The 21,243-nt window shown below is 34.7% G+C and carries 17 protein-coding genes and 3 tRNA genes; 18 read left to right on the forward strand and 2 right to left on the reverse strand.

Going from position 1 to position 21,243, the window contains the following annotated elements; genetic code table 11:
* Positions 1 to 281: 281 nt before the first annotated feature.
* The gene (locus ACQCX0_RS01655; protein ID WP_462562405.1) at positions 282 to 1,319 is read right to left on the reverse strand and encodes a YeiH family protein; all 1,038 of its coding nucleotides are present in this window, start codon (positions 1,317 to 1,319) and stop codon (positions 282 to 284) included.
* 73 nt (positions 1,320 to 1,392) lie between these two features.
* Complete coding sequence (gene rlmB / locus ACQCX0_RS01660) at positions 1,393 to 2,172, reverse strand: 23S rRNA (guanosine(2251)-2'-O)-methyltransferase RlmB (RefSeq protein WP_462562407.1); 780 nt, start codon at positions 2,170 to 2,172, stop codon at positions 1,393 to 1,395.
* 140 nt (positions 2,173 to 2,312) lie between these two features.
* On the opposite strand from rlmB, the gene ACQCX0_RS01665 reads away from it, so the two are divergent.
* The 18 genes from ACQCX0_RS01665 to rplC all read left to right on the forward strand — a co-directional run bounded on the left by ACQCX0_RS01665 (position 2,313) and on the right by rplC (position 21,243).
* A tRNA-Tyr gene (locus ACQCX0_RS01665) sits at positions 2,313 to 2,398 on the forward strand.
* Between the two features lie 7 nt (positions 2,399 to 2,405).
* A tRNA-Gly gene (locus ACQCX0_RS01670) sits at positions 2,406 to 2,479 on the forward strand.
* A 114-nt stretch (positions 2,480 to 2,593) separates the two neighbouring features.
* Positions 2,594 to 3,811: an elongation factor Tu gene (gene tuf, locus ACQCX0_RS01675; RefSeq protein ID WP_462562420.1), complete on the forward strand. Its 1,218-nt coding sequence runs from the start codon at positions 2,594 to 2,596 to the stop codon at positions 3,809 to 3,811.
* A gap of 99 nt (positions 3,812 to 3,910) precedes the next feature.
* Positions 3,911 to 3,986 (forward strand) — tRNA-Trp (locus tag ACQCX0_RS01680).
* A 50-nt stretch (positions 3,987 to 4,036) separates the two neighbouring features.
* The gene (gene secE / locus ACQCX0_RS01685; protein WP_462562409.1) at positions 4,037 to 4,234 is read left to right on the forward strand and encodes a preprotein translocase subunit SecE; all 198 of its coding nucleotides are present in this window, start codon (positions 4,037 to 4,039) and stop codon (positions 4,232 to 4,234) included.
* Positions 4,235 to 4,822: a transcription termination/antitermination protein NusG gene (nusG, locus tag ACQCX0_RS01690; RefSeq protein WP_462562410.1), complete on the forward strand. Its 588-nt coding sequence runs from the start codon at positions 4,235 to 4,237 to the stop codon at positions 4,820 to 4,822.
* A gap of 102 nt (positions 4,823 to 4,924) precedes the next feature.
* Entirely contained in the window at positions 4,925 to 5,353 is a 429-nt protein-coding gene (gene rplK, locus ACQCX0_RS01695) for a 50S ribosomal protein L11 (RefSeq protein WP_462562411.1), read from the forward strand.
* A 3-nt stretch (positions 5,354 to 5,356) separates the two neighbouring features.
* The gene (gene rplA, locus ACQCX0_RS01700; protein WP_462562412.1) at positions 5,357 to 6,049 is read left to right on the forward strand and encodes a 50S ribosomal protein L1; all 693 of its coding nucleotides are present in this window, start codon (positions 5,357 to 5,359) and stop codon (positions 6,047 to 6,049) included.
* A gap of 180 nt (positions 6,050 to 6,229) precedes the next feature.
* Positions 6,230 to 6,736, forward strand: a complete 507-nt coding sequence (rplJ, locus tag ACQCX0_RS01705; protein WP_462562413.1) for a 50S ribosomal protein L10 — start codon at positions 6,230 to 6,232, stop codon at positions 6,734 to 6,736.
* Between the two features lie 42 nt (positions 6,737 to 6,778).
* On the forward strand, positions 6,779 to 7,156 hold the full coding sequence (rplL, locus tag ACQCX0_RS01710; RefSeq protein ID WP_462562414.1) for a 50S ribosomal protein L7/L12: 378 nt from the start codon (positions 6,779 to 6,781) through the stop codon (positions 7,154 to 7,156).
* Between the two features lie 166 nt (positions 7,157 to 7,322).
* Complete coding sequence (gene rpoB, locus ACQCX0_RS01715) at positions 7,323 to 11,474, forward strand: DNA-directed RNA polymerase subunit beta (protein ID WP_462562415.1); 4,152 nt, start codon at positions 7,323 to 7,325, stop codon at positions 11,472 to 11,474.
* Positions 11,475 to 11,493: 19 nt separating this feature from the next.
* Complete coding sequence (gene rpoC / locus ACQCX0_RS01720; RefSeq protein WP_462562416.1) at positions 11,494 to 15,624, forward strand: DNA-directed RNA polymerase subunit beta'; 4,131 nt, start codon at positions 11,494 to 11,496, stop codon at positions 15,622 to 15,624.
* 165 nt (positions 15,625 to 15,789) lie between these two features.
* Complete coding sequence (gene rpsL, locus ACQCX0_RS01725) at positions 15,790 to 16,167, forward strand: 30S ribosomal protein S12 (protein WP_462562417.1); 378 nt, start codon at positions 15,790 to 15,792, stop codon at positions 16,165 to 16,167.
* 44 nt (positions 16,168 to 16,211) lie between these two features.
* Positions 16,212 to 16,685 (forward strand): 30S ribosomal protein S7, encoded by a 474-nt coding sequence (rpsG, locus tag ACQCX0_RS01730; protein WP_462562418.1) that lies wholly within the window; start codon positions 16,212 to 16,214, stop codon positions 16,683 to 16,685.
* 23 nt (positions 16,686 to 16,708) lie between these two features.
* A complete protein-coding gene (gene fusA / locus ACQCX0_RS01735; protein ID WP_462562419.1) occupies positions 16,709 to 18,802 on the forward strand; it encodes an elongation factor G in 2,094 nt (697 codons plus the stop codon).
* Between the two features lie 82 nt (positions 18,803 to 18,884).
* Positions 18,885 to 20,102 (forward strand): elongation factor Tu, encoded by a 1,218-nt coding sequence (gene tuf / locus ACQCX0_RS01740; protein WP_462562420.1) that lies wholly within the window; start codon positions 18,885 to 18,887, stop codon positions 20,100 to 20,102.
* A gap of 121 nt (positions 20,103 to 20,223) precedes the next feature.
* On the forward strand, positions 20,224 to 20,535 hold the full coding sequence (gene rpsJ / locus ACQCX0_RS01745) for a 30S ribosomal protein S10 (protein ID WP_462562421.1): 312 nt from the start codon (positions 20,224 to 20,226) through the stop codon (positions 20,533 to 20,535).
* A gap of 15 nt (positions 20,536 to 20,550) precedes the next feature.
* On the forward strand, positions 20,551 to 21,243 hold the full coding sequence (gene rplC, locus ACQCX0_RS01750; protein WP_462562423.1) for a 50S ribosomal protein L3: 693 nt from the start codon (positions 20,551 to 20,553) through the stop codon (positions 21,241 to 21,243).

Below are 21,243 nucleotides of genomic sequence, written 5' to 3' on the forward strand. Positions count from 1 at the left end.
TATAAGCATTTATTAAATTTACACGTGGTTTATTAAATCTTTATATAAAGGAATAAATTATATAGATATAACCCTTAATTATTAATGAATAACATATAAGTCTAAACTAATACTACATAGTTGTCAATAAATAATATAAATCCTATATAATGTTCGGTAGAAAATAGTATGGTTAAAATTTTAATTACACACACAACATTACTACAGGGTTATAAAAGCAGAGTTTCTTAGATAGAGAATACATTCTAATTAGAATTTAAAGAAGTTAGTTATTAATTTAACTAAAAAAGTTTAATACTAAAAATAGTAATAAAGTACCCTGCAAATACTAACCAACAACAGAGAATTCCAGTTAGGAGTAGGGGTTTAAAGCCAGATGCTTTAATTTTGTAGATATTTGCCTCCATTCCTATAGCAATCATTACCATGGTGAATAAAAACGATCCTATAACCCTAATAATACCAATCAGCATCGGAGGAATAACAACGGAAGAATTAAGAATAGATATCATAATAAAAAAAAAGGGAAAGAGAGGAAGATGTTTCAAAGTAGCCTTTATACTACTAGATTTTGTGGGAGTTTTTGCTATAAAAAACGGTAATAGGAGAATAAATATAGTCATCAGAATTACTTTTATCATTTTTACAACCGTAACTACATGAGAACTTAACACATCATCTAGTGCTGTTGCGTGCGATACTCCATGAATTGTAGCTCCGTAATAGATACCGTAGAATTTTAAGTCTTGTTGCAAAAAATTGCTATTATATAAAAAACTAAACAAAAACATAGTAATAGCACCGCAAGTTGCAGTATTTATTAAAGCAATGGTGGTTTTGTAGGGTTTAGATTTTAAAATTGGTTCTACTGCTAAAATAGCAACATTTCCGCAAATTCCGCTACCCAATGCAGTTAGCATTCCAACTTCTTTATCTATTTTTAAAAACTTAGTTAAAAGCATGCCTAAAATATAAGTACTTACTGCAACTAGAATACAGGCTGTAATAGCCTGGGCTCCGATATCTAAAATATTATTAAAAGTAACCTCAAAGCCAAACAAAATAATCCCCAACTGTAAAGGTAATCTGGTACAGCTTTTAATACCACTATTAAAATTATATTCTTTAATTTTATAACCCAAAATATTAGCATATAATATCCCTACAAGTAAACCTAGCATGAGAGGACTAAAATTTAAAATCTGTAAATAGCTTGTTGAAGTAATAAGTTGGCAACACAGAGCTATAACTATAACAACGCCTATTCCTAAAAAAAAAATAATTTTTGCATTAAAGGCAGATTGTTGTGTCTTTAGCATGTTTCTAAGTTCAGAAGACTGTTCTTACTTATTTCTATAAATTTAATCCTCAAGACTTTACCACTCGAACTTCTCACTTTCTTATTGCTTTACTTATCTCAAACAGAGCAATTGCACAGGCAGTAGACATATTCAAACTCTCCATGGCAACATTAATCTCTATCTTCATAATTATATCTGAATTTTTTAAAATTAAAGGTCTAATTCCTTTGCCTTCACTCCCTATAATTATAGCAGTTTTTTTAGGAAAAGTAACCTTAGTAATATTTTCTTTTGCACTTCCGTCCATGGCAAAAATCCAAAAATCCTGTTTCTTTAAAAAGTTAATGGTAGTAATCAAATTAGTTGTATACACTAAAGGAAGGTGTTCCAAGGCACCGCAGGCGGCTTTGCTCATAACCCCGTTTTCCTGAGGAGAATTATCTTTAGGTAGAATAAGTGCAGCAACACTAAAAGCTAAAGCACTCCTTAAAACAGCCCCGATATTACCGGTATCATTGGCTTGGTCTAAAATTATCAATATACTTGTTTCTAAAGTTCGGCATTCTAAGAGAATATCTTCTAACAAGGGTTGGATTAAGGGTTCGCTTAAAAGGGCATAGCCTTGATGTAGGGAATCTTTAGGTAAAACATTATTAAAATCATTTTTGGTAACGATATTGGCTAATTTATGTAAGTTTGGGTTTTTAATAGTAGAGATGAAATCTTCGTGATTATCCCTTAAGAGATAAATTTTATGAATTTTTCTCTTAGGATTTAACAAAGCAGCTATAACTGCATGTTTACCAAAAATCCAAAAGCTAGTAGCATGACTTTTATTAGGGCGATTCTTTTTACAAGGCAATTTTTTCATTAAAAGCAATATATCTCATTTTTTCATAAAAAAAAAGTTGTAATTTTAGATTGTTTTTATTATTATATGAAAGTATGATTAAGAGATAATTCGTTATTACTGGTCTCAAGATGGTATAGTAAAGGTTTACTATACCATATGGAGGTGTGTCCGAGTGGCTAAAGGAGACTGACTGTAAATCAGTTGGCGTATGTCTACGTAGGTTCGAATCCTACCGCCTCCACCATATGTAAGCGGGTGTAGCTTAGTGGTAAAGCCGAAGCCTTCCAAGCTTAAGATGAGGGTTCGATTCCCTTCACCCGCTCCATGCTTGAAAATAGGTATTGAATAACTATTGATTTTTGTTACAATATTGATACAAAAATTAACAAAAGAAACAAAGAAAAAGAAGAAGAGACGTAGGAAGGAAGGAAGGAAAGAGATGGCAAAAGAGAAGTTTGAGAGAAACAAGCCACATTTGAACATAGGGACGATAGGGCATGTAGATCATGGGAAGACAACGTTAACTGCGGCGATTACGAAGGTAATGGCGGAAGAGAACGGAGGGGAAATAAAAACCTTTGCAGAGATAGACAAGGCACCTGAGGAGAAGGCGAGGGGGATTACAATAAACACATCACATGTAGAGTATGAAACGAAGTTAAGACATTATGCACATGTGGACTGTCCTGGTCATGCGGATTATGTAAAGAATATGATAACTGGGGCGGCACAGATGGATGGGGCTATATTGGTAGTAGCAGCGACGGATGGAGCGATGCCACAAACGAGGGAACATATAGTATTAGCCAAGCAAGTAGGGGTACCTGAGTTAGTAGTGTTTATGAATAAGATAGACATGGTAGATGATATAGAGATGTTAGATTTAGTTGAAGAAGAATTAAGAGAGTTATTGAGTAGTTATGGGTTTGACGGAGAGAAGGCTTTAATAGTAAGGGGTTCAGCGTTATGTGCATTAGAGGGAAAGAAGGATGAGATAGGGAAGGAAGCGATAAAGAAATTAATGGAAGCGGTGGATAAAGGGATACCGGAACCGAAGAGAGAAATAGACAAACCGTTTTTAATGCCGGTGGAGGATGTTTTTTCGATATCAGGTAGGGGGACAGTAGTAACGGGGAGGATAGAGCAGGGAATAATCAAGGTAGGAGAGGAGATAGAAATATTAGGATTAAGGGCTAAGCAGAAGACAACGTGTACGGGGGTAGAGATGTTCAGGAAGTTGTTAGATAGAGGGCAGGCAGGAGATAACGTAGGTATATTGTTGAGAGGAACTAAGAGAGAAGAAGTAGAGAGGGGTCAGGTATTAGCAAAGCCTGGTTCAATAGCGGAGCATGATCATTTTGAGTGTGAGGTATATATATTGACAAAGGAAGAAGGAGGGAGGCACACGGGATTTTTAAGTAATTACAAGCCACAATTTTACTTTAGGACAACAGATGTAACTGCAGAAGGATTGGAGTTCGGAGAGGAACTGAAGATGGTATTACCTGGAGATAATGTAAAGTTTGGGGTGCATTTAATGTCGAAGATAGCAATGAGTGAGGGATTAAAGTTTGCGATAAGAGAAGGAGGTAGGACAGTAGGAGCGGGTATAGTAACAAAAGTTTTAGCCAATGTAGAAGAGACAAAGAAAAAGTAGGCAGAGGAAACAAAGAAAAACAGTAATGTCTTACTTAAGACAAACACAGTAAGATTAAACATTAAAAAGAATTAACTAACTTAAAGATATTTAAGTACTAGGAGTGTAGCTCAATTGGTAGAGTATCGGTCTCCAAAACCGAGGGTTGAGGGTTCGAATCCCTCCTCTCCTGCCAGTTATTCTATACTTTAATCAAAATAAATTAAAGGAATATAAAGAATTACAATGTCAAAAGTAACCCCTATTAAGTTTTTAAAACAAGTTAGGCAGGAATTTAGCAAAATAACATGGCCAGATAAAAAGCAAGCATTAATGTCTACAGGAATGGTATTTGTAATGGTTGTTATAACTGCAATATATTTTTTTCTGGTAGATTGGTTACTCTCTACGGCAGTAACATTTTTTCTGGGTTTGGGAGGTTAGATGACTGACATTAATTCTACTACAAATACTACTAAGCAAGATAGTAATTACAAATGGTATGTATTGCAAGTTTATGCTGGCTCAGAGAATTTGGTTATTAATGAAATTAACGATTTGCTCTTAAAAAAAAATCTACAAGATAAAATTCAGGAAATTTTAGTTCCTACCCAAGATGAAATACAAATTAGAAGGGGTAAAAAAATTGAAGTACAGAAAAAATGTTTGCCAGGTTACGTATTACTGCACGCTAATTTAACGGATGAACTCATAGATTTAATTAAAAATATACAGAAGGTATCAGGATTTCTAACCTCAGGGAATCCTAAACCGCAATCTGTTAGTGATACGGATTTAGAATTCTTTATTGCTAAAGTGCATAATTTTAATAAACCTGGAGAGAAAAAACATGGTAAAATAGATTTTCATATCGGTGAAGAAGTTTTTATCTCAGATGGTCCGTTTCTCGGATTTAAAGGTTTGGTATCAGAGATAGACCACGAAAAAGGCAGATTAAAACTCTCAGTAATGGTTTTAAGCAGAGAAACACCGGTAGATTTAGAAGTTGATCAGGTAAAAAAAGAAACATAATTTATTTATTGACACAAAAAAATAAATATGTAATTCTCTAAGGGTTACGAAATAACTTGCACTACAAATTAAAGTATATTAAAGCATTAAGGTACAAAATAAATGGCAAAAAAAGTAAAATCATACATTAAATCACAAATAGACGCTGGGAAGGCTAATCCTGCGGGGTTAGGTTCTACTTTAGGTCCTGCAGGTATTAATATTATGGAATTTTGTAAGGCATTTAATGCTTATACACAAAGTCTTGAGGAAGGAACACCAATTCCGGTAACTATTACAGTTTTTGAAGATAGAAGTTTTAGCTTTATAACTAAAAGCCCTCCCGTTACATATTATATTAAAAAAGCAGTTGCCCTCCAAAAAGGTTCTGCTACCACAGGTAAGGTTATTGTAGGTAAAATAAAAAATAGTCAGATTAGAAAAATAGCAGAAGATAAATTAGTAGATTTAAATACTAATAATATAGATAGTGCCATGTTAATGATTAGAGGTTCAGCTGTTTCTATGGGCTTAGAGGTTGTAGAGGATTAATAGATGGTAAAAGTTACAAAAAGATCAAAAGCAATAGTTGCTAAAATAGATAAAACTAAAAGTTATACTTTGGCTGAAGCTATAGATATTTTAAAAGAAACCAGTAAAGTAAAGTTTGTAGAAACCCTAGAGATAGCTATACAGTTAGGCGTGGATCCTAGACATTCAGACCAAATGGTTAGAGGAGTAGTTAACTTACCTAAAGGTACAGGTAAAAAAATAGTGGTAGCAGTATTTGCCAAAGATGCTAAAGCAGCTGAGGCAACCGTGGCTGGGGCTGATATTGTAGGATCGGATGACCTGATTTCTCAGATTGAGGAAGGAAGAATTAATTTTGATCGATGTATTGCTACCCCTGATATGATGGCTTTAATTGGTAGAGTAGCAAAAATCTTAGGTCCTAAAGGTTTAATGCCTAATCCGAAATTGGGTACGGTTACTATGAATGTAATAGAAGCCGTAAAAGCCGTAAAAGCTGGTCAGATTGAATTTAAAGTAGAAAAAGCCGGAATAGTTCATGTGGGTGTGGGTAAACTTAATTTTGAAACTAAAGATCTTGAAGAAAATATTAAAATTCTAATTAGTGCATTAAATAAAGCAAAACCTGTGGGTGCTAAGGGACAATATTTACTTGTGGCATTTGTTTCTTCAACTATGGGAGCAGGTTTGCGTTTAAATTTAGCAAGCATAATATAAAGAATTCCTGTCCGAGACTGTAGGAATATAAATTTATTTGAATTTATATTTAAATTTCCTACAATAGACAGTGAGCAATAATTAATTCTCACTGGGCAGGTTAAGGTTTTTGAATAAGAACCTTAATTAAAAGGGTTAATATATTAAAAAATATTAACCATTAACCAATAGGAGATAAAAGTGAAAAGATTAGAAAAGGAACAATTAGTTGCTAATTTGAAAGATACCTTTAAAACAGTATCATCACTGGTATTAGTTCATTATAGAGGGCTAAGTGTTGCAGAATTAGATGAGCTACGGAAAAAGCTATCAGAAGAAGAAGCTACTATTAAAGTTACTAAAAATAGTCTTGCTTCTATAGCATTAAAAGATACTCCTAATGAGATAGTTAGTGATATGTTAGAGGGACCAACCGCCATTGCGTGGTCGGCTAATCCTATAGTAGCCCCTAAAGTTCTGAGTAATTTTGCTAAAACTAATAAAAAATTAGTAATTGTCGGCGGAGTTTATGATGGGAAAAAACTAAGTAGCTCAGATGTGGCAACTCTAGGAAGTTTACCGCCTCTTGATGAATTAAGAGCTAAATTAGTAGGCTTAATTGTAGTTCCTGCCACTAAACTTGCAGTACTAACCCAAACACCGGCAACAGCAGTAGCAAGAGTAATTAATGCCTATTCACAAAAATAACACCAATAAAACTAACTATTAACCATAATCAGGAGAAATTATATGTCAGTAAATCTAGATAAATTAGTTGAAGAACTCTCAAAATTAACCGTAATGGAAGCAGCAGAGCTCTCAAAAAAATTAGAAGAACATTGGGGTGTATCAGCAGTAGCCCCAGTTGCAACAGTAGCCCCGGTAGCAGGAGGTGGTGGAGTACCAACCGAAGAACAAACTGAATTTGATATTATTTTAACTTCATTTGGAGAGAAAAAAATAGAAGTTATTAAAGTAGTAAGAACTATAACTTCTTTAGGGTTAAAAGAAGCTAAAGATTTAGTAGAGGCTGCTCCAAAACCGATTAAAGAAAAAATTAAAAAAGAGGAAGCTATTAAAATTAAAGCTGATTTAGAAGCAGTCGGTGCTAAAGTAGAAATGAAATAATTTTTTCTTTTTTAATTTTTAAGTTATTTGCTTAAATTCAATAATTATATACACACTTAAACTAAATAGATTGCCACAATCGGGAAAATAAGTGTGTAAATCTTTGCATAGTGGCATGTTCAAGAATAAATTAAATTTTAATAGTTAGTAAGGATACACAAATCTAATGCAGAAATTTATTTCTTCAAATATTCCCAAAATTCGTCGTGATTATAGTAAAATTAAATCCATTGAAGTAATTCCCGACCTCATTGAAATGCAAAAAAAATCCTATGATAAGTTTTTACAACTTGATTCTAAAAAGCAGGAACGGCAGAAAATCGGCTTACAGAATGTTTTAGCAACAATGTTTCCAATTTATAGCAATGATGCTAAGTTGGTATTGGAATTTGTGGAATATAATTTTGATAATCTTAAATATAATGTAGAGGAATGTAAGCAAAGAGGGGTTAGTTATGGTTTGCCTTTAATATCTAAATTCAGATTAATTACTAATGAAGTTAATGAAGATACAGGAACAATTTCTGTAAAAGATATTAAAGAGCAAGATGTATATCTTTGTGATATTCCTCTAATTACTAGTAATGGCTCTTTTGTAATTAATGGAACTGAGAGGGTAATTGTTTCACAAATTTATAGATCTCCTGGAGTATTCTTTGATCATGATAAAGGGAAAACCAATATTAATGGTAAACTCTTATATAGTGCTAGTATTATTCCTCATAGGGGTTCTTGGTTAGACTTTGAATTTGATTCAAAAGATACTATTTATGTTAGAATCGATAAAAGAAAAAAATTTCCGGTTACCACTCTTCTAAGGGCTTTAGATAGTGCCAGATCCGAAGGGTTACGTGTTAAAGCTGCAAAGGAGAATAAAACCTTAGACACTCCCTTAGTTAGCGGTATGTCTACGGAGGAAATTTTAGCTACTTTTTATGAGAAATCTTATTGTAAAAAAACTAAAAGTGGCTGGATAATTAAATTCATTCCAGACTTTTATAAAGGGAAGAAATTAACTTTTAATTTAATAAACGCTACAGATAATACTTTGGTTATTAAGGCAGATACGCCTATTAATCATGGTTTCTTAAGAAAAATCCAAAAACTTAATGTTTCAGAAGTAATAGTACCCGAAGATGAGATTTTAGGGCGTAATATTGCCAATAATATAATGGATGTCAAGAATGCCATCTTAATTCCGGCAGGTGCTGAAATTACCAAAGAAGTTTTGGCAATCTTAGTAGAACATCAAATCAGCGAATTTGAATTTTTACTAATTGATAATATCACTGTGGGTCCGTACATTCTTAATACTTTATTACAAGATAAAAATGATACCCGAGATAAAGCATTAGAAGAAATTTATAAAGTTGTTAAATCTGCAGAAGCCTCAACTAATGAGGTAACAGAGGAGTTATTCCACAGTTTATTTTTTAATAATGTAAGGTACGATCTCTCTGAGGTAGGGAGAGTAAAAATTAATGAACGCTTTGCCTTTGATTTACCTGAGGATTATACAATTCTAACCAAGCATGATATTATTGCGGTTATTAAACATTTAATTTCTATTAAAGACGGTAAAAATACAGTAGATGATATTGATCATTTGGGAAATAGGAGGATTCGCTCTATCGGAGAACTTCTTGAGGGTGAATTAAGAAATGTTTTAGTAAGGTTAGAAAAATCAGTTAAAGAAAAAATGGTGAATGCTGAGAATTCCGTACCAGGAGATCTTATTAACGTAAAACTTATTCAGGCAATTATCAGAGAATTTTTTGGCACCTCACAATTATCACAATTTATGGATCAAACTAATCCTTTGTCCGAAGTAACCCATAAACGAAGACTCTCCGCATTAGGTCCGAAAGGACTTGCCAGAGATAGAGCCAGTTTTGAAGTAAGGGATGTGCATTTAACTCATTATGGGAGGATTTGTCCGATTGAAACGCCGGAAGGTCCAAACATAGGCTTAATTAATTCTATGGCACTCTATGCCAGAGTAAATAAATACGGTTTTTTAGAAACACCTTATAATAAGGTAGAAAACGGTAAGGTTTTGAATGAAATTCATTATATGACGGCCTCTCAGGAAGGAGATAATGTTATTGCCCAGGCTACCGCGAATATAGATGTTTCACAGTATTTAACTGACACTCAGATTAGTTGTAGAAAAAACGGTGAATTTATACTATGTGCTAAAGAAGAAGTAAACTATATGGACGTATCTCCGAAACAATTGGTTTCAGTAGCAGCTTCCCTAATTCCTTTTTTAGAAAATGATGATGCTAACAGGGCACTAATGGGTTCAAATATGCAAAGGCAAGCCGTACCCTTATTAAAGCCGGAGGCTCCTTTTGTGGGAACCGGTATGGAGGCGATTGTTGCCAAGGATTCTGGTTCTGCCGTGATTGCTAAAAGAGCAGGGTATATTTATCATGTAGACTCAAGCCGAGTAGTAATCAGGGTAGTAGATAAGAACGGGCATACAATTGATGTGGATATTTATTCTCTGAAAAAATTTCAACGTTCTAACCATAATACATGTGTTAATCAAACTCCGTTAGTTAGGTCAGGTATGTATATCCAAATCGGTGATATCATAGCAGACGGTCCTTCCACTGAATTAGGGGAACTAGCACTGGGTAAGAATATTTTAGTGGCTTTTATGCCTTGGAATGGGTACAATTTTGAGGATTCTATTCTAGTATCCGAGCGTATTGTAAGAGAAGATGTTTTTACCTCTATTCATATTGAAGAATTTGAGGTTTTAGCTAGAGATACTAAACTTGGAGCTGAGGAAATTACCTCTGATATTCCCAATGTTGGAGAAGACTCAATTAAGAGTTTAGATGAAGCCGGCGTAGTGATAATGGGAGCAGAGGTGAAACCTGGTGATATTTTAGTGGGTAAAGTTACTCCTAAAGCAGAAAATGTAGTAACTCCTGAGGAAAAACTCTTAAGAGCAATTTTCGGAGAGAAAGCCTCAGATGTTAGAGATACTTCCTTAAAAGTACCTTCCGGGGTATATGGTACAGTAATCGGAGTCAGAGTTTTCTCTAGACGAGGAATTGAGAGAGATAGTAGAAGTCAAGCAATTGAGCGTAAAGAATTAGAAGTATTTTCTAAAGATAGAGAAGATAGGTATGCCATAATTGAAGCTAGCTATAAAATGCAGATACTAGAATTATTAGAAGGACAAGTTGTAATAAGCGCGAAGGCTTTAGCTAAGGGTAGTGTGCTTGCCAAAGATAAGTTAGAAAAACTCAGTATTGTGGATTGTTTTAAAATTACTGTTAACGAAAAAACAGTTATGCAAAAAATAGACGAAATGCAATCAAATTTTGAGGTAGCTATTGCTAAATTACAAGAGCAATATCAGGAAAAAATTTCTCACTTACAAAAAGGGGATGATTTACCCTCAGGTGTGTTAAAGATGGTTAAGGTTTTTATTGCGGTAAAAAGAAAATTACAACCCGGTGATAAAATGGCAGGACGTCACGGTAATAAAGGGGTAGTTTCTAAAATATTAGCTATTGAAGATATGCCTTATCTAGAAGACGGAACTCCGGTTGATATGTGTTTAAATCCTTTAGGAGTGCCTTCGCGTATGAACATGGGGCAAATCTTAGAAGTACATTTAGGGTATGCCTGTGCTAATGTTGGTAAAGAGATTACGTTACTATTGGAGCAGTATAGGACTCAAAAAATTAAACCCGATAACCTTAGAGAATATTTACTAAAAGTCTATGGGCATAATGAAAATGCTATTATTCAACAATTAACTGATGAGGAAGTTATAGTAATAGCTGAGCATATTAAGAAAGGTCTGCCAGTAGCAACACCGGTGTTTGATGGTGCTAAAGAATCTGATATTAATAATTTATTTGAATTATGTAAATTAGATACCTCTGGGCAGGTAAATTTAGTAGATGGTAGAACAGGAGAAACTTTTGAAAGAAAAGTAACAGTTGGTTATATGTATATGTTAAAACTGCATCATTTAGTTGATGATAAAATCCATGCCCGTTCTATCGGTCCGTATAGTTTAATTACTCAGCAGCCATTGGGAGGTAAAGCTCAGTTCGGAGGGCAACGTTTCGGTGAAATGGAAGTATGGGCATTAGAGGCTTACGGAGCAGCATATACTTTACAAGAAATGTTAACGGTTAAATCCGATGATCAGGCTGGTAGGACTAGAGTGTATGAATCTATAATTCGAGGGGATGAAACCTTTAAAACCGGTATTCCTGAATCTTTTAATGTATTAGTAAAAGAATTACGGTCTTTATGTTTAGATTTAGATATGAAAAAGAATTAAAAAATTAGGAGTAAAATAAATGGTTAACAATAGTGATATTATGAAAATGTTAGATAAAGAACAAAGTGTACAAGATTTTGATAAGATATCTATTTCAGTAGCCAGTGCGGAAAAAATTAGGTCTTGGTCGTTCGGAGAAGTTAAAAAACCTGAAACCATTAATTATAGAACTTTTAAACCTGAAAAAGACGGTTTATTCTGTGCTAAAATTTTTGGTCCCGTAAAAGATTACGAATGCTTATGTGGTAAGTATAAACGTATGAAATATAAGGGGATTATTTGTGAAAAATGCGGGGTAGAAGTTACCATGCAAAAAGTAAGAAGAGAACGGATGGGTCATATAGAATTAGCCGCTCCGGTGGTTCATATTTGGTTCTTAAAATCCGTACCTTCTAAAATAGGAGTATTGTTAGATTTAAACTCCAAAGAATTAGAGAGGGTGTTATATTTTGAAAGTTATATAGTAATAGACGCCGGGGTTACTTCCTTAAAAGTTAACCAAATTATTAATGATGATGAATATAATCATATGGTTGATAAATTCGGTGAAGTTGCCTTTAAAGCTGGGATGGGAGCAGAGGCTATTAAGGAACTCTTACAGAATATTAATTTAACTGAAGAGGCAAAAGCACTAAGAGTTCAGTTACAAACAGTAACTTCAGACCTTAAGAAGAAGAAAATTATTAAGAAATTAAAAATTGTAGAAGGCTTTATGAATTCTATTACCCGTCCGGAATGGATGATAATAGACGTACTTCCGGTAATACCACCTGAATTAAGACCATTAGTGCCTCTAGATGGCGGACGTTTTGCTACCTCTGACTTAAATGATTTATATAGACGGGTAATTAATAGAAATAATCGTCTTAAAAGGCTTTTAGAATTAGGGGCTCCTGATATTATTATTTGTAATGAAAAAAGAATGCTACAGGAAGCAATTGATGCGTTATTTGATAATACCCGTAAAAATAATCCAATTACCGATGGCAATAAAAGACCTCTCAAATCTTTTTCTGATATGCTCAAAGGAAAACAAGGCAGATTCAGACAAAATCTTTTAGGAAAAAGAGTGGACTATTCCGGACGTTCAGTGATAACAGTTGGTCCTTATTTGCAATTACATGAATGCGGATTGCCCATACAAATGGCTATAGAACTCTTTAAACCTTTTATTTATTCAAAATTACAACTCTACGGCATAGCCTCTACTATTAAAGTAGCCAAACGCATGGTAGAGAAAGAGCGTCCGGAAATTTGGAATATTTTAGAAGAAGTTATTAAAGAACATCCGGTATTATTAAACCGAGCTCCTACGCTACATAGATTAGGAATTCAAGCATTTGAACCAAAACTCATAGAAGGCAAAGCAATTCATTTGCATCCCTTAGTATGTGCAGCTTTTAATGCAGATTTTGACGGAGACCAAATGGCAGTACATCTACCTTTATCCTTAGAGGCACAACTTGAAGCTAGGGTTTTAATGATGTCTACCAATAATATTTTAAGCCCGGCAAATGGACGTCCAATTATTGTGCCTTCCCAAGATATTATTTTAGGTTTGTATTATTTATCTATTGCCATAGACGGTGAAAAAGGAGAAGGTAAGATTTTTGCTAATTTACCTGAAGTAGAAACAGCTCTCGATCATAAAGTAATTAATATTCATAGTAAAATTAAAGCCAGACATATAACAATCGATTCTACAGGTAAAGCAGTGGTTCAATTATTAGATACCACACCAGGCAGATTAATACTTGCTGAAATTATGCCTAAAGATTCTCAAATTAGTATAGAATCAATCAATAAATTATTAACTAAAAAAGAAATTAGTAACTTAATTGATACTATCTATCGTGGTTGTGGGCAAAAAGCCACGGTGGAATTTGTAGATAATATTATGAGATTAGGATTTAGTGCAGCTTGTAAGGCCGGAATTTCTATCGGAAAAGATGACTTAATCATTCCTAAAAAGAAAACTACTCTGGTGCAGGATACCGAGAAAAAGGTTAGAGATTACGAGAATCAGTTTCTTGAGGGTTTAATTACCCAAAGTGAGAAATATAATAAAATAGTTAATGAATGGTCTTTATGTACTAACAAAGTTGCCGATGAAATGATGAAGGAAATGGTTAAGGTAGAATCTGGTAAACCGCTAAATTCTGTCTATATGATGGCACATTCTGGTGCACGGGGTTCTGTTGCTCAAATGAAACAATTAGCCGGAATGCGAGGCTTAATGGCAAAACCTTCAGGGGAAATTATTGAAACTCCAATTATTTCTAATTTTAAAGAAGGTCTACAGGTATTAGAATATTTTAATTCAACCCACGGAGCCAGAAAAGGTTTAGCCGATACTGCATTAAAAACTGCAAATGCTGGTTATTTAACTAGAAGATTAGTAGATGTAGCCCAAGATTGTATTGTAATTTCTGAGGATTGTGGTACCAAGGAGGGAATTACTATTACTTCAGTGGTAGAAGGCGGAGAAATAGTAGCCTCCATTGGTGATAGAGCTTTAGGTAGATATATTTTAGAGGATGTTGTAGATTTTGAAACCTCAAAGGTTGTAATCTCTGCAGGTACTTATATAGATGAGAATTTACTACAGATTATGAATAATAGTGGTGTGGAGAAAATAAAAGTACGTTCAGTTATTACTTGTAATGAGAAAATAGGAATTTGTAGAAAATGCTATGGTAGAGATATTGCCAGAGGTTATTTGGTAAGTCTTGGTGAAGCCGTAGGGGTAATTGCCGCTCAATCTATCGGGGAACCAGGAACTCAGCTAACTATGAGAACTTTCCATATCGGGGGGGCTGTACAAAAGATGGCTGAAAAAAATTCTATAGAAGCACCTATTAAAGGGGTAGTTAGTTTAAGAAATAGTCGTTTAATTATGAATAGTGAGGGTGTTAGTATTGTAATGGCAAGAAATACCGAGATTATTATTAAGGATAAACGAGGTCAGGAAAGGTTTAGAAGTAAGATTCCTTACGGTAGTAAGGTTTATGTAGAGGAAGGTAGTAAAGTAGATTTTGACCATAAACTTGCAGAATGGGATCCTTTTACTATTCCGGTAATTACTGAATCCGAGGGAATAATTCATTATGCAGATTTAATTGAGGGTTTATCCATAGTAGAGCAGATTGATGAGGATACTGGGATTATCTCAAAAGTTGTAATGGATTGGAAACAACAAAGCAGGGGATCTGCCTTAAAGCCTAGAATTGTGGTAGAACATTCTGATAAAAAAGCAAGTAAAACTAATAAAGCTCTTGAGGCTAATTATATGTTATCTCCAAGCACAATTATTTCAGTCAATAATGATCAAGTGGTTAAACCTGGCGATGTAATTGCTAAACTACCCAGAGATTATGCTAAAACCAGAGATATAACCGGAGGGTTACCAAGAGTTATTGAATTATTTGAGGCAAGAAAATATAAAGATGCTGCCATAGTGAGCGATGTTACAGGGATTGTGGAATATGGGAAAGATTATAAAACCAGAAGAACTCTAATTGTAACCTCTAAACAAAATAGCGAAATTGCCTTTGAATACATCATTCCTAAAGATAAACAATTGTTAGTCTATGAGGGAGATACAATAGAGCAGGGAGAACAATTAACTGATGGTCCAATTAATCCGCATGATATCCTAAGAACTAAAGGTATGGAAGCATTAGCTGATTATATGGTTAATGAAGTACAGGAAGTTTATAGAATGCAGGGTGTGCTTATTAGTGATAAACACATAGAGGTAATAGTGCGTCAGATGTTACAAAAAATAGAAATTACTAATTCAGGGGATTCTAATTACATTGTAGGGGAAACAATTGATAGGATCAAGGCTGTAGAGGAGAATCAAGACCTTGAAAGTAAACATTTACAACCTATAAAATATATTACTATTTTACAAAGTATTACTAGGGCTTCTTTACAAACTAAGTCCTTTATTTCTGCGGCTTCGTTCCAAGAAACCACTAAAATTCTTACTGAGGCGGCTCTAATCGGTAAAGATGATAAATTAGAAGGCTTAAAAGAAAATATTATCGTAGGTAGATTAATTCCCGTAGGAACAGGATTTATAGTAAAAAAATATAAAGCTGAAAATAAAAATGCTGTAGACAAAAATACAGAAAAAAAAGTATAAATATTACTTGTAATTAACTTTATTTTTAGGTAATATGTACACTATGTGTAATTTTAGTATAAATATTACATATTAAGTCTTATGAGTATCACTTAATAAGCCTTAATATATAATACTTTTTATAATAAACATTTAAGAGAAACAAATTAAAAGGGTAGCAAAAATATGCCAACTATTAACCAACTAATTAGGAAACCACGGGAAAGTGTAATTGTAAGAAATAAGGTTCCGGCTTTACAGGGATGCCCTCAAAGAAGAGGAGTATGTATTAGAGTTTATACTACTACACCAAAAAAACCTAACTCTGCTCTTAGAAAAGTTGCTAGAATAAGGTTGACTAATGGTTTTGAAGTAACGGCTTATATTCCTGGAGAAGGTCATAATTTACAAGAACACTCTGTTGTATTAATCAGGGGTGGTAGGGTAAAAGATTTACCGGGATGCCGTTACCATATAGTGAGAGGCTGTTTAGATACCCAAGGTATTGAAAAAAGGCGGAAAAGACGTTCTTTATACGGTGCTAAAAAACCTAAGAATAAGTAAACATACAAATAAATGAAATATAAAAGAAAAGAGGAAAATAATATATGTCTCGTCGTCATTCCGCACAAAAACGTGAGGTATTACCTGATGCTAAGTTTGGAGATACTCTAATTAGCAAGATTATTAATTGTATGATGTATGATGGTAAAAAATCAGTTGCTGAAAAAATTATGTATGAGGCTTTAGATTTAATTCAAAGTAAAAGTAATACTAAATCCTCAGTAGAGATTCTGCATGAAGCAATTGAGAATGTAAAGCCTTCCGTAGAAGTTCGTGCCCGTAGGGTTGGAGGTTCTACCTATCAAATTCCAGTTGAAGTTCGTGCAAAAAGAAGAAACGCCTTGGCTATCGGCTATATTATTGATTTTTCAAGAAAGAGGTCCGAAAAAACCATGGTAAAGAGATTTTGTGCTGAAATATTAGATGCTGCTGCTAACAAAGGTTCTGCCGTAAGAAAAAAAGAAGAAATTCACAAAATGGCAGAAGCAAATCGTGCTTTCGCACATTATCGTTGGTAAAATTGTAGAGAGTTGCTAAGAAGATGTCTGAAAATAAAAAAATTCCTTTAAATATGTATAGAAACATCGGTATCATGGCACATATTGATGCTGGGAAAACTACTACTACTGAGCGGGTGTTATACTATACGGGGCGTTCCTATAAGATAGGAGAAGTACATGAGGGTACTGCCACTATGGATTGGATGGAGCAAGAGCAGGAACGAGGTATTACCATTACGTCTGCAGCAACCACCTGTTTTTGGAATGAGCACAGAATTAATATTATAGATACACCAGGTCATGTTGATTTTACTATAGAAGTAGAACGCTCCTTAAGGGTTTTAGACGGAGCTGTGGCAGTGTTTGACGGAGTATCAGGGGTGGAGCCACAGTCTGAAACAGTGTGGAGGCAGGCGGATAAATATGATGTTCCTAGAATGTGTTTTATTAATAAAATGGATAGGACCGGTGCTGATTTTGATAAATGTGTGGCAATGATAATTGATAGATTAGGTGCAACTCCTTTAATTATTCAGTTGCCAATCGGTAAAGAATCTGATTTTAGTGGAGTTATAGATTTAGTTGAAAATAAGGCTATAATCTGGGAAAATGAAGAGTTGGGTGCAAAATTTAATGAGGTAGAAATTCCAGCAAACTTAAAAGAAACCGCAGCTAAGTACAGGCTTGCCTTAATAGAAAAAGCCGTAGAATTAGATAATGCTCTAACAGAGACTTATTTAGAAGGTAAAGAGATAGATATTGTTGACTTAAAAAAATGTATTCGTAGCGGAGTTCTGCAAAGTAAATTTGTACCTATTCTGTGCGGTTCCGCCTTTAAGAATAAAGGAGTACAAACTCTTTTAGATGCAGTCGTGGATTATCTACCAGCACCAACGGATATGCTTGATGTTAAAGGTATTGATTATAATGATGAGAGTATCGAAATTACTAGGCGTCAAAGTGCCGATGAGGCAACCTCAGCTTTAGCTTTTAAAATTATGAACGACCCTTTTGTAGGTACCTTAACTTTTTGTAGAGTTTATTCTGGTAAGTTAAGCAAGGGTATGAGTTTATTAAATTCTTCTAAAGGTGGCAAAAAAGAACGAGTGGGCAGAATGCTTTTAATGCATGCTAATGAGCGTCAAGATATTACTGAAGCAGAAGCCGGAGACATTGTAGCATTAGTATCGCTTCAAGCAACCACTACAGGAGATACGCTATGTGATCCCTTAAAGCCGATTATTTTAGAAAAAATTTACTTTCCGGAACCGGTTATTCAAATTGCAGTAGAACCTAAAACTAAAACTGATCAGGAAAAAATGGGTACAGCATTACAAAAATTAGGGGCTGAGGATCCATCCTTACGAATTAAAACAGATGGTGAAAGCGGTCAGACAATTTTAGCCGGGATGGGAGAGTTGCATTTAGATATTATTGTAGATAGATTAAAAAGAGAATTTAAAGTAGAGGCAAATATAGGATCTCCTCAGGTAGCTTATCGGGAAACCTTTACTAAGCTTGCTGATATAGATTATACTCATAAAAAACAAAGTGGTGGAGCTGGGCAATTTGCCAGAATTAAGATTAAATTTTCTCCGCTGGAGGCAGGAAAAGGTTTTGTTTTTATTAATAAAGTAGTAGGTGGCAATATTCCTAAAGAATATATTCCCGGTGTAGAAAAAGGCTTAAGTAGTGCAATGTCTTCGGGAATCGTAGCCGGTTACCCCGTGGTGGATGTTCAGGCAGAACTCTATGATGGTGCTTATCATGATGTAGATTCCAGTGTTTTGGCTTTTGAAATAGCAGCAAGAGCTGCTTTTAGAGAGGGTATGAATAAGGCTACTCCAAAATTATTAGAACCGATGATGAAGGTAGAAGTAATTACTCCTGAAGAACATCTCGGTGATGTGGTGGGTGACTTAAGTAGTCGTAGAGGTCAGGTTAGCGGTATACAGTCTAGGGGTAATGCTCAAGTTGTATCAGCAATAGTGCCTTTATCTAGTATGTTCGGTTATATCAGTCATTTACGTTCTTTAAGTAAGGGTAGAGCACAGTTTTCTATGGAATTCGACCACTATGCACAGGTTCCGGAAAATATTGCTATGGATATTAAAAATCAAGTATCAAAGAAATAAGTAACCCTAATAAGAAAAACAAAAATTAACAAAAGAAACAAAGAAAAAGAAGAAGAGACGTAGGAAGGAAGGAAGGAAAGAGATGGCAAAAGAGAAGTTTGAGAGAAACAAGCCACATTTGAACATAGGGACGATAGGGCATGTAGATCATGGGAAGACAACGTTAACTGCGGCGATTACGAAGGTAATGGCGGAAGAGAACGGAGGGGAAATAAAAACCTTTGCAGAGATAGACAAGGCACCTGAGGAGAAGGCGAGGGGGATTACAATAAACACATCACATGTAGAGTATGAAACGAAGTTAAGACATTATGCACATGTGGACTGTCCTGGTCATGCGGATTATGTAAAGAATATGATAACTGGGGCGGCACAGATGGATGGGGCTATATTGGTAGTAGCAGCGACGGATGGAGCGATGCCACAAACGAGGGAACATATAGTATTAGCCAAGCAAGTAGGGGTACCTGAGTTAGTAGTGTTTATGAATAAGATAGACATGGTAGATGATATAGAGATGTTAGATTTAGTTGAAGAAGAATTAAGAGAGTTATTGAGTAGTTATGGGTTTGACGGAGAGAAGGCTTTAATAGTAAGGGGTTCAGCGTTATGTGCATTAGAGGGAAAGAAGGATGAGATAGGGAAGGAAGCGATAAAGAAATTAATGGAAGCGGTGGATAAAGGGATACCGGAACCGAAGAGAGAAATAGACAAACCGTTTTTAATGCCGGTGGAGGATGTTTTTTCGATATCAGGTAGGGGGACAGTAGTAACGGGGAGGATAGAGCAGGGAATAATCAAGGTAGGAGAGGAGATAGAAATATTAGGATTAAGGGCTAAGCAGAAGACAACGTGTACGGGGGTAGAGATGTTCAGGAAGTTGTTAGATAGAGGGCAGGCAGGAGATAACGTAGGTATATTGTTGAGAGGAACTAAGAGAGAAGAAGTAGAGAGGGGTCAGGTATTAGCAAAGCCTGGTTCAATAGCGGAGCATGATCATTTTGAGTGTGAGGTATATATATTGACAAAGGAAGAAGGAGGGAGGCACACGGGATTTTTAAGTAATTACAAGCCACAATTTTACTTTAGGACAACAGATGTAACTGCAGAAGGATTGGAGTTCGGAGAGGAACTGAAGATGGTATTACCTGGAGATAATGTAAAGTTTGGGGTGCATTTAATGTCGAAGATAGCAATGAGTGAGGGATTAAAGTTTGCGATAAGAGAAGGAGGTAGGACAGTAGGAGCGGGTATAGTAACAAAAGTTTTAGCCAATGTAGAAGAGACAAAGAAAAAGTAGGCAGAGGAAACAAAGAAAAACAGTAATGTCTTACTTAAGACAAACACAGTAAGATTAAACATTAAAAAGAATTAACCGATAGAAAAATTTTTAGCTGAAAGAAAAAAAGGAAAAACTAATTATGCCTACTAACCAAAATATAAGAATTAAATTACGATCATTTCGTTATGATTTATTAAACAAAGCAGTGGAGGAAATTGTTTCTGCTACTCTTAGAACAAATGCTAAGGTATGTGGTCCGATTCCTCTACCTACTCGTAGAAGTAGACCCATAGTGTTAAGATCCCCGCATATTGATAAAAAATCCAGAGAACAATTTGAAGTACAAATTTATAAAAGATTTCTAGATATAATTGAACCGAATCCTCAAACTATAGAAGCTTTACTAAAGTTAGAAATAGCTGCAGGGGTAGATGTGAAAATTAAGCTATAAGGAGTAGTATAAAAAATGAGAACAGGTTTAATAGCTGAAAAATTAGGTATGTCAAGATTATTTGATGCAAATGGTAAACATATACCAGTAACTATTTTAGAAGTAAAAAATTGCAAAGTTATTTCTCAAAAATTACATGAAAAACACGGTTATATGGCTCTACAGTTAGGTTATGGCAAAACTAATTTAAAAAAAGTTAATAAACCACAAAAAGGTTTTTTTGCAAAAATTGGGATTGAACCCTTACAAACCATTAAGGAATTTCGCATAGACAGTGAGAAAAACTTGCTGGAAGTAGGAACTAAATTAGGAGTTAATCATTTTTCTGTAGGAAATTATGTTGATGTTCAAGGTACTTCTATCGGAAAAGGTTTTGCTGGGGTAATGAAGCGTCATAATTTTAGAGGACTAAGAGCCAGTCACGGAGTTTCCCTTACTCATAGGTCTCATGGTTCCACAGGGCATCGTCAGGAGCCAGCTAAAGTATTTAAGGGTAAAAAAATGGCTGGGCATATGGGTAATGCCACTGTAACCATACAAAATTTAAAAGTTATAGCTATAGATGAACAAAAGCGGATAATTTTATTACAAGGTGCGGTACCCGGGCATAAAAATAGCATCCTAACTATAGTAGATGCAAAAAAGAAAGTTCAAACTAAAAATTCAAAACTAAGTAAGCTTGAACCAGAAGCAATAAAAAGGTCATAG

The sequence above is a fragment of the Candidatus Hepatincolaceae symbiont of Strigamia maritima genome (assembly GCF_055505085.1).

Excerpts from the sequence above, each read along its gene's own strand:
- rpsL (WP_462562417.1), top strand. The coding sequence starts at position 15,790 with ATGCCAACTATTAACCAACTAATTAGGAAACCACGGGAAAGTGTAATT.
- rpsG (WP_462562418.1), top strand. The coding sequence starts at position 16,212 with ATGTCTCGTCGTCATTCCGCACAAAAACGTGAGGTATTACCTGATGCT.
- tuf (WP_462562420.1), top strand. The coding sequence starts at position 18,885 with ATGGCAAAAGAGAAGTTTGAGAGAAACAAGCCACATTTGAACATAGGG.
- rplA (WP_462562412.1), top strand. The coding sequence starts at position 5,357 with ATGGTAAAAGTTACAAAAAGATCAAAAGCAATAGTTGCTAAAATAGAT.
- rlmB (WP_462562407.1), bottom strand. The coding sequence starts at position 2,172 with ATGAAAAAATTGCCTTGTAAAAAGAATCGCCCTAATAAAAGTCATGCT.
- nusG (WP_462562410.1), top strand. The coding sequence starts at position 4,235 with ATGACTGACATTAATTCTACTACAAATACTACTAAGCAAGATAGTAAT.
- rpsJ (WP_462562421.1), top strand. The coding sequence starts at position 20,224 with ATGCCTACTAACCAAAATATAAGAATTAAATTACGATCATTTCGTTAT.
- ACQCX0_RS01655 (WP_462562405.1), bottom strand. The coding sequence starts at position 1,319 with ATGCTAAAGACACAACAATCTGCCTTTAATGCAAAAATTATTTTTTTT.
- rpoB (WP_462562415.1), top strand. The coding sequence starts at position 7,323 with ATGCAGAAATTTATTTCTTCAAATATTCCCAAAATTCGTCGTGATTAT.
- fusA (WP_462562419.1), top strand. The coding sequence starts at position 16,709 with ATGTCTGAAAATAAAAAAATTCCTTTAAATATGTATAGAAACATCGGT.
- rplL (WP_462562414.1), top strand. The coding sequence starts at position 6,779 with ATGTCAGTAAATCTAGATAAATTAGTTGAAGAACTCTCAAAATTAACC.
- rpoC (WP_462562416.1), top strand. The coding sequence starts at position 11,494 with ATGGTTAACAATAGTGATATTATGAAAATGTTAGATAAAGAACAAAGT.
- secE (WP_462562409.1), top strand. The coding sequence starts at position 4,037 with ATGTCAAAAGTAACCCCTATTAAGTTTTTAAAACAAGTTAGGCAGGAA.
- rplC (WP_462562423.1), top strand. The coding sequence starts at position 20,551 with ATGAGAACAGGTTTAATAGCTGAAAAATTAGGTATGTCAAGATTATTT.
- tuf (WP_462562420.1), top strand. The coding sequence starts at position 2,594 with ATGGCAAAAGAGAAGTTTGAGAGAAACAAGCCACATTTGAACATAGGG.
- rplK (WP_462562411.1), top strand. The coding sequence starts at position 4,925 with ATGGCAAAAAAAGTAAAATCATACATTAAATCACAAATAGACGCTGGG.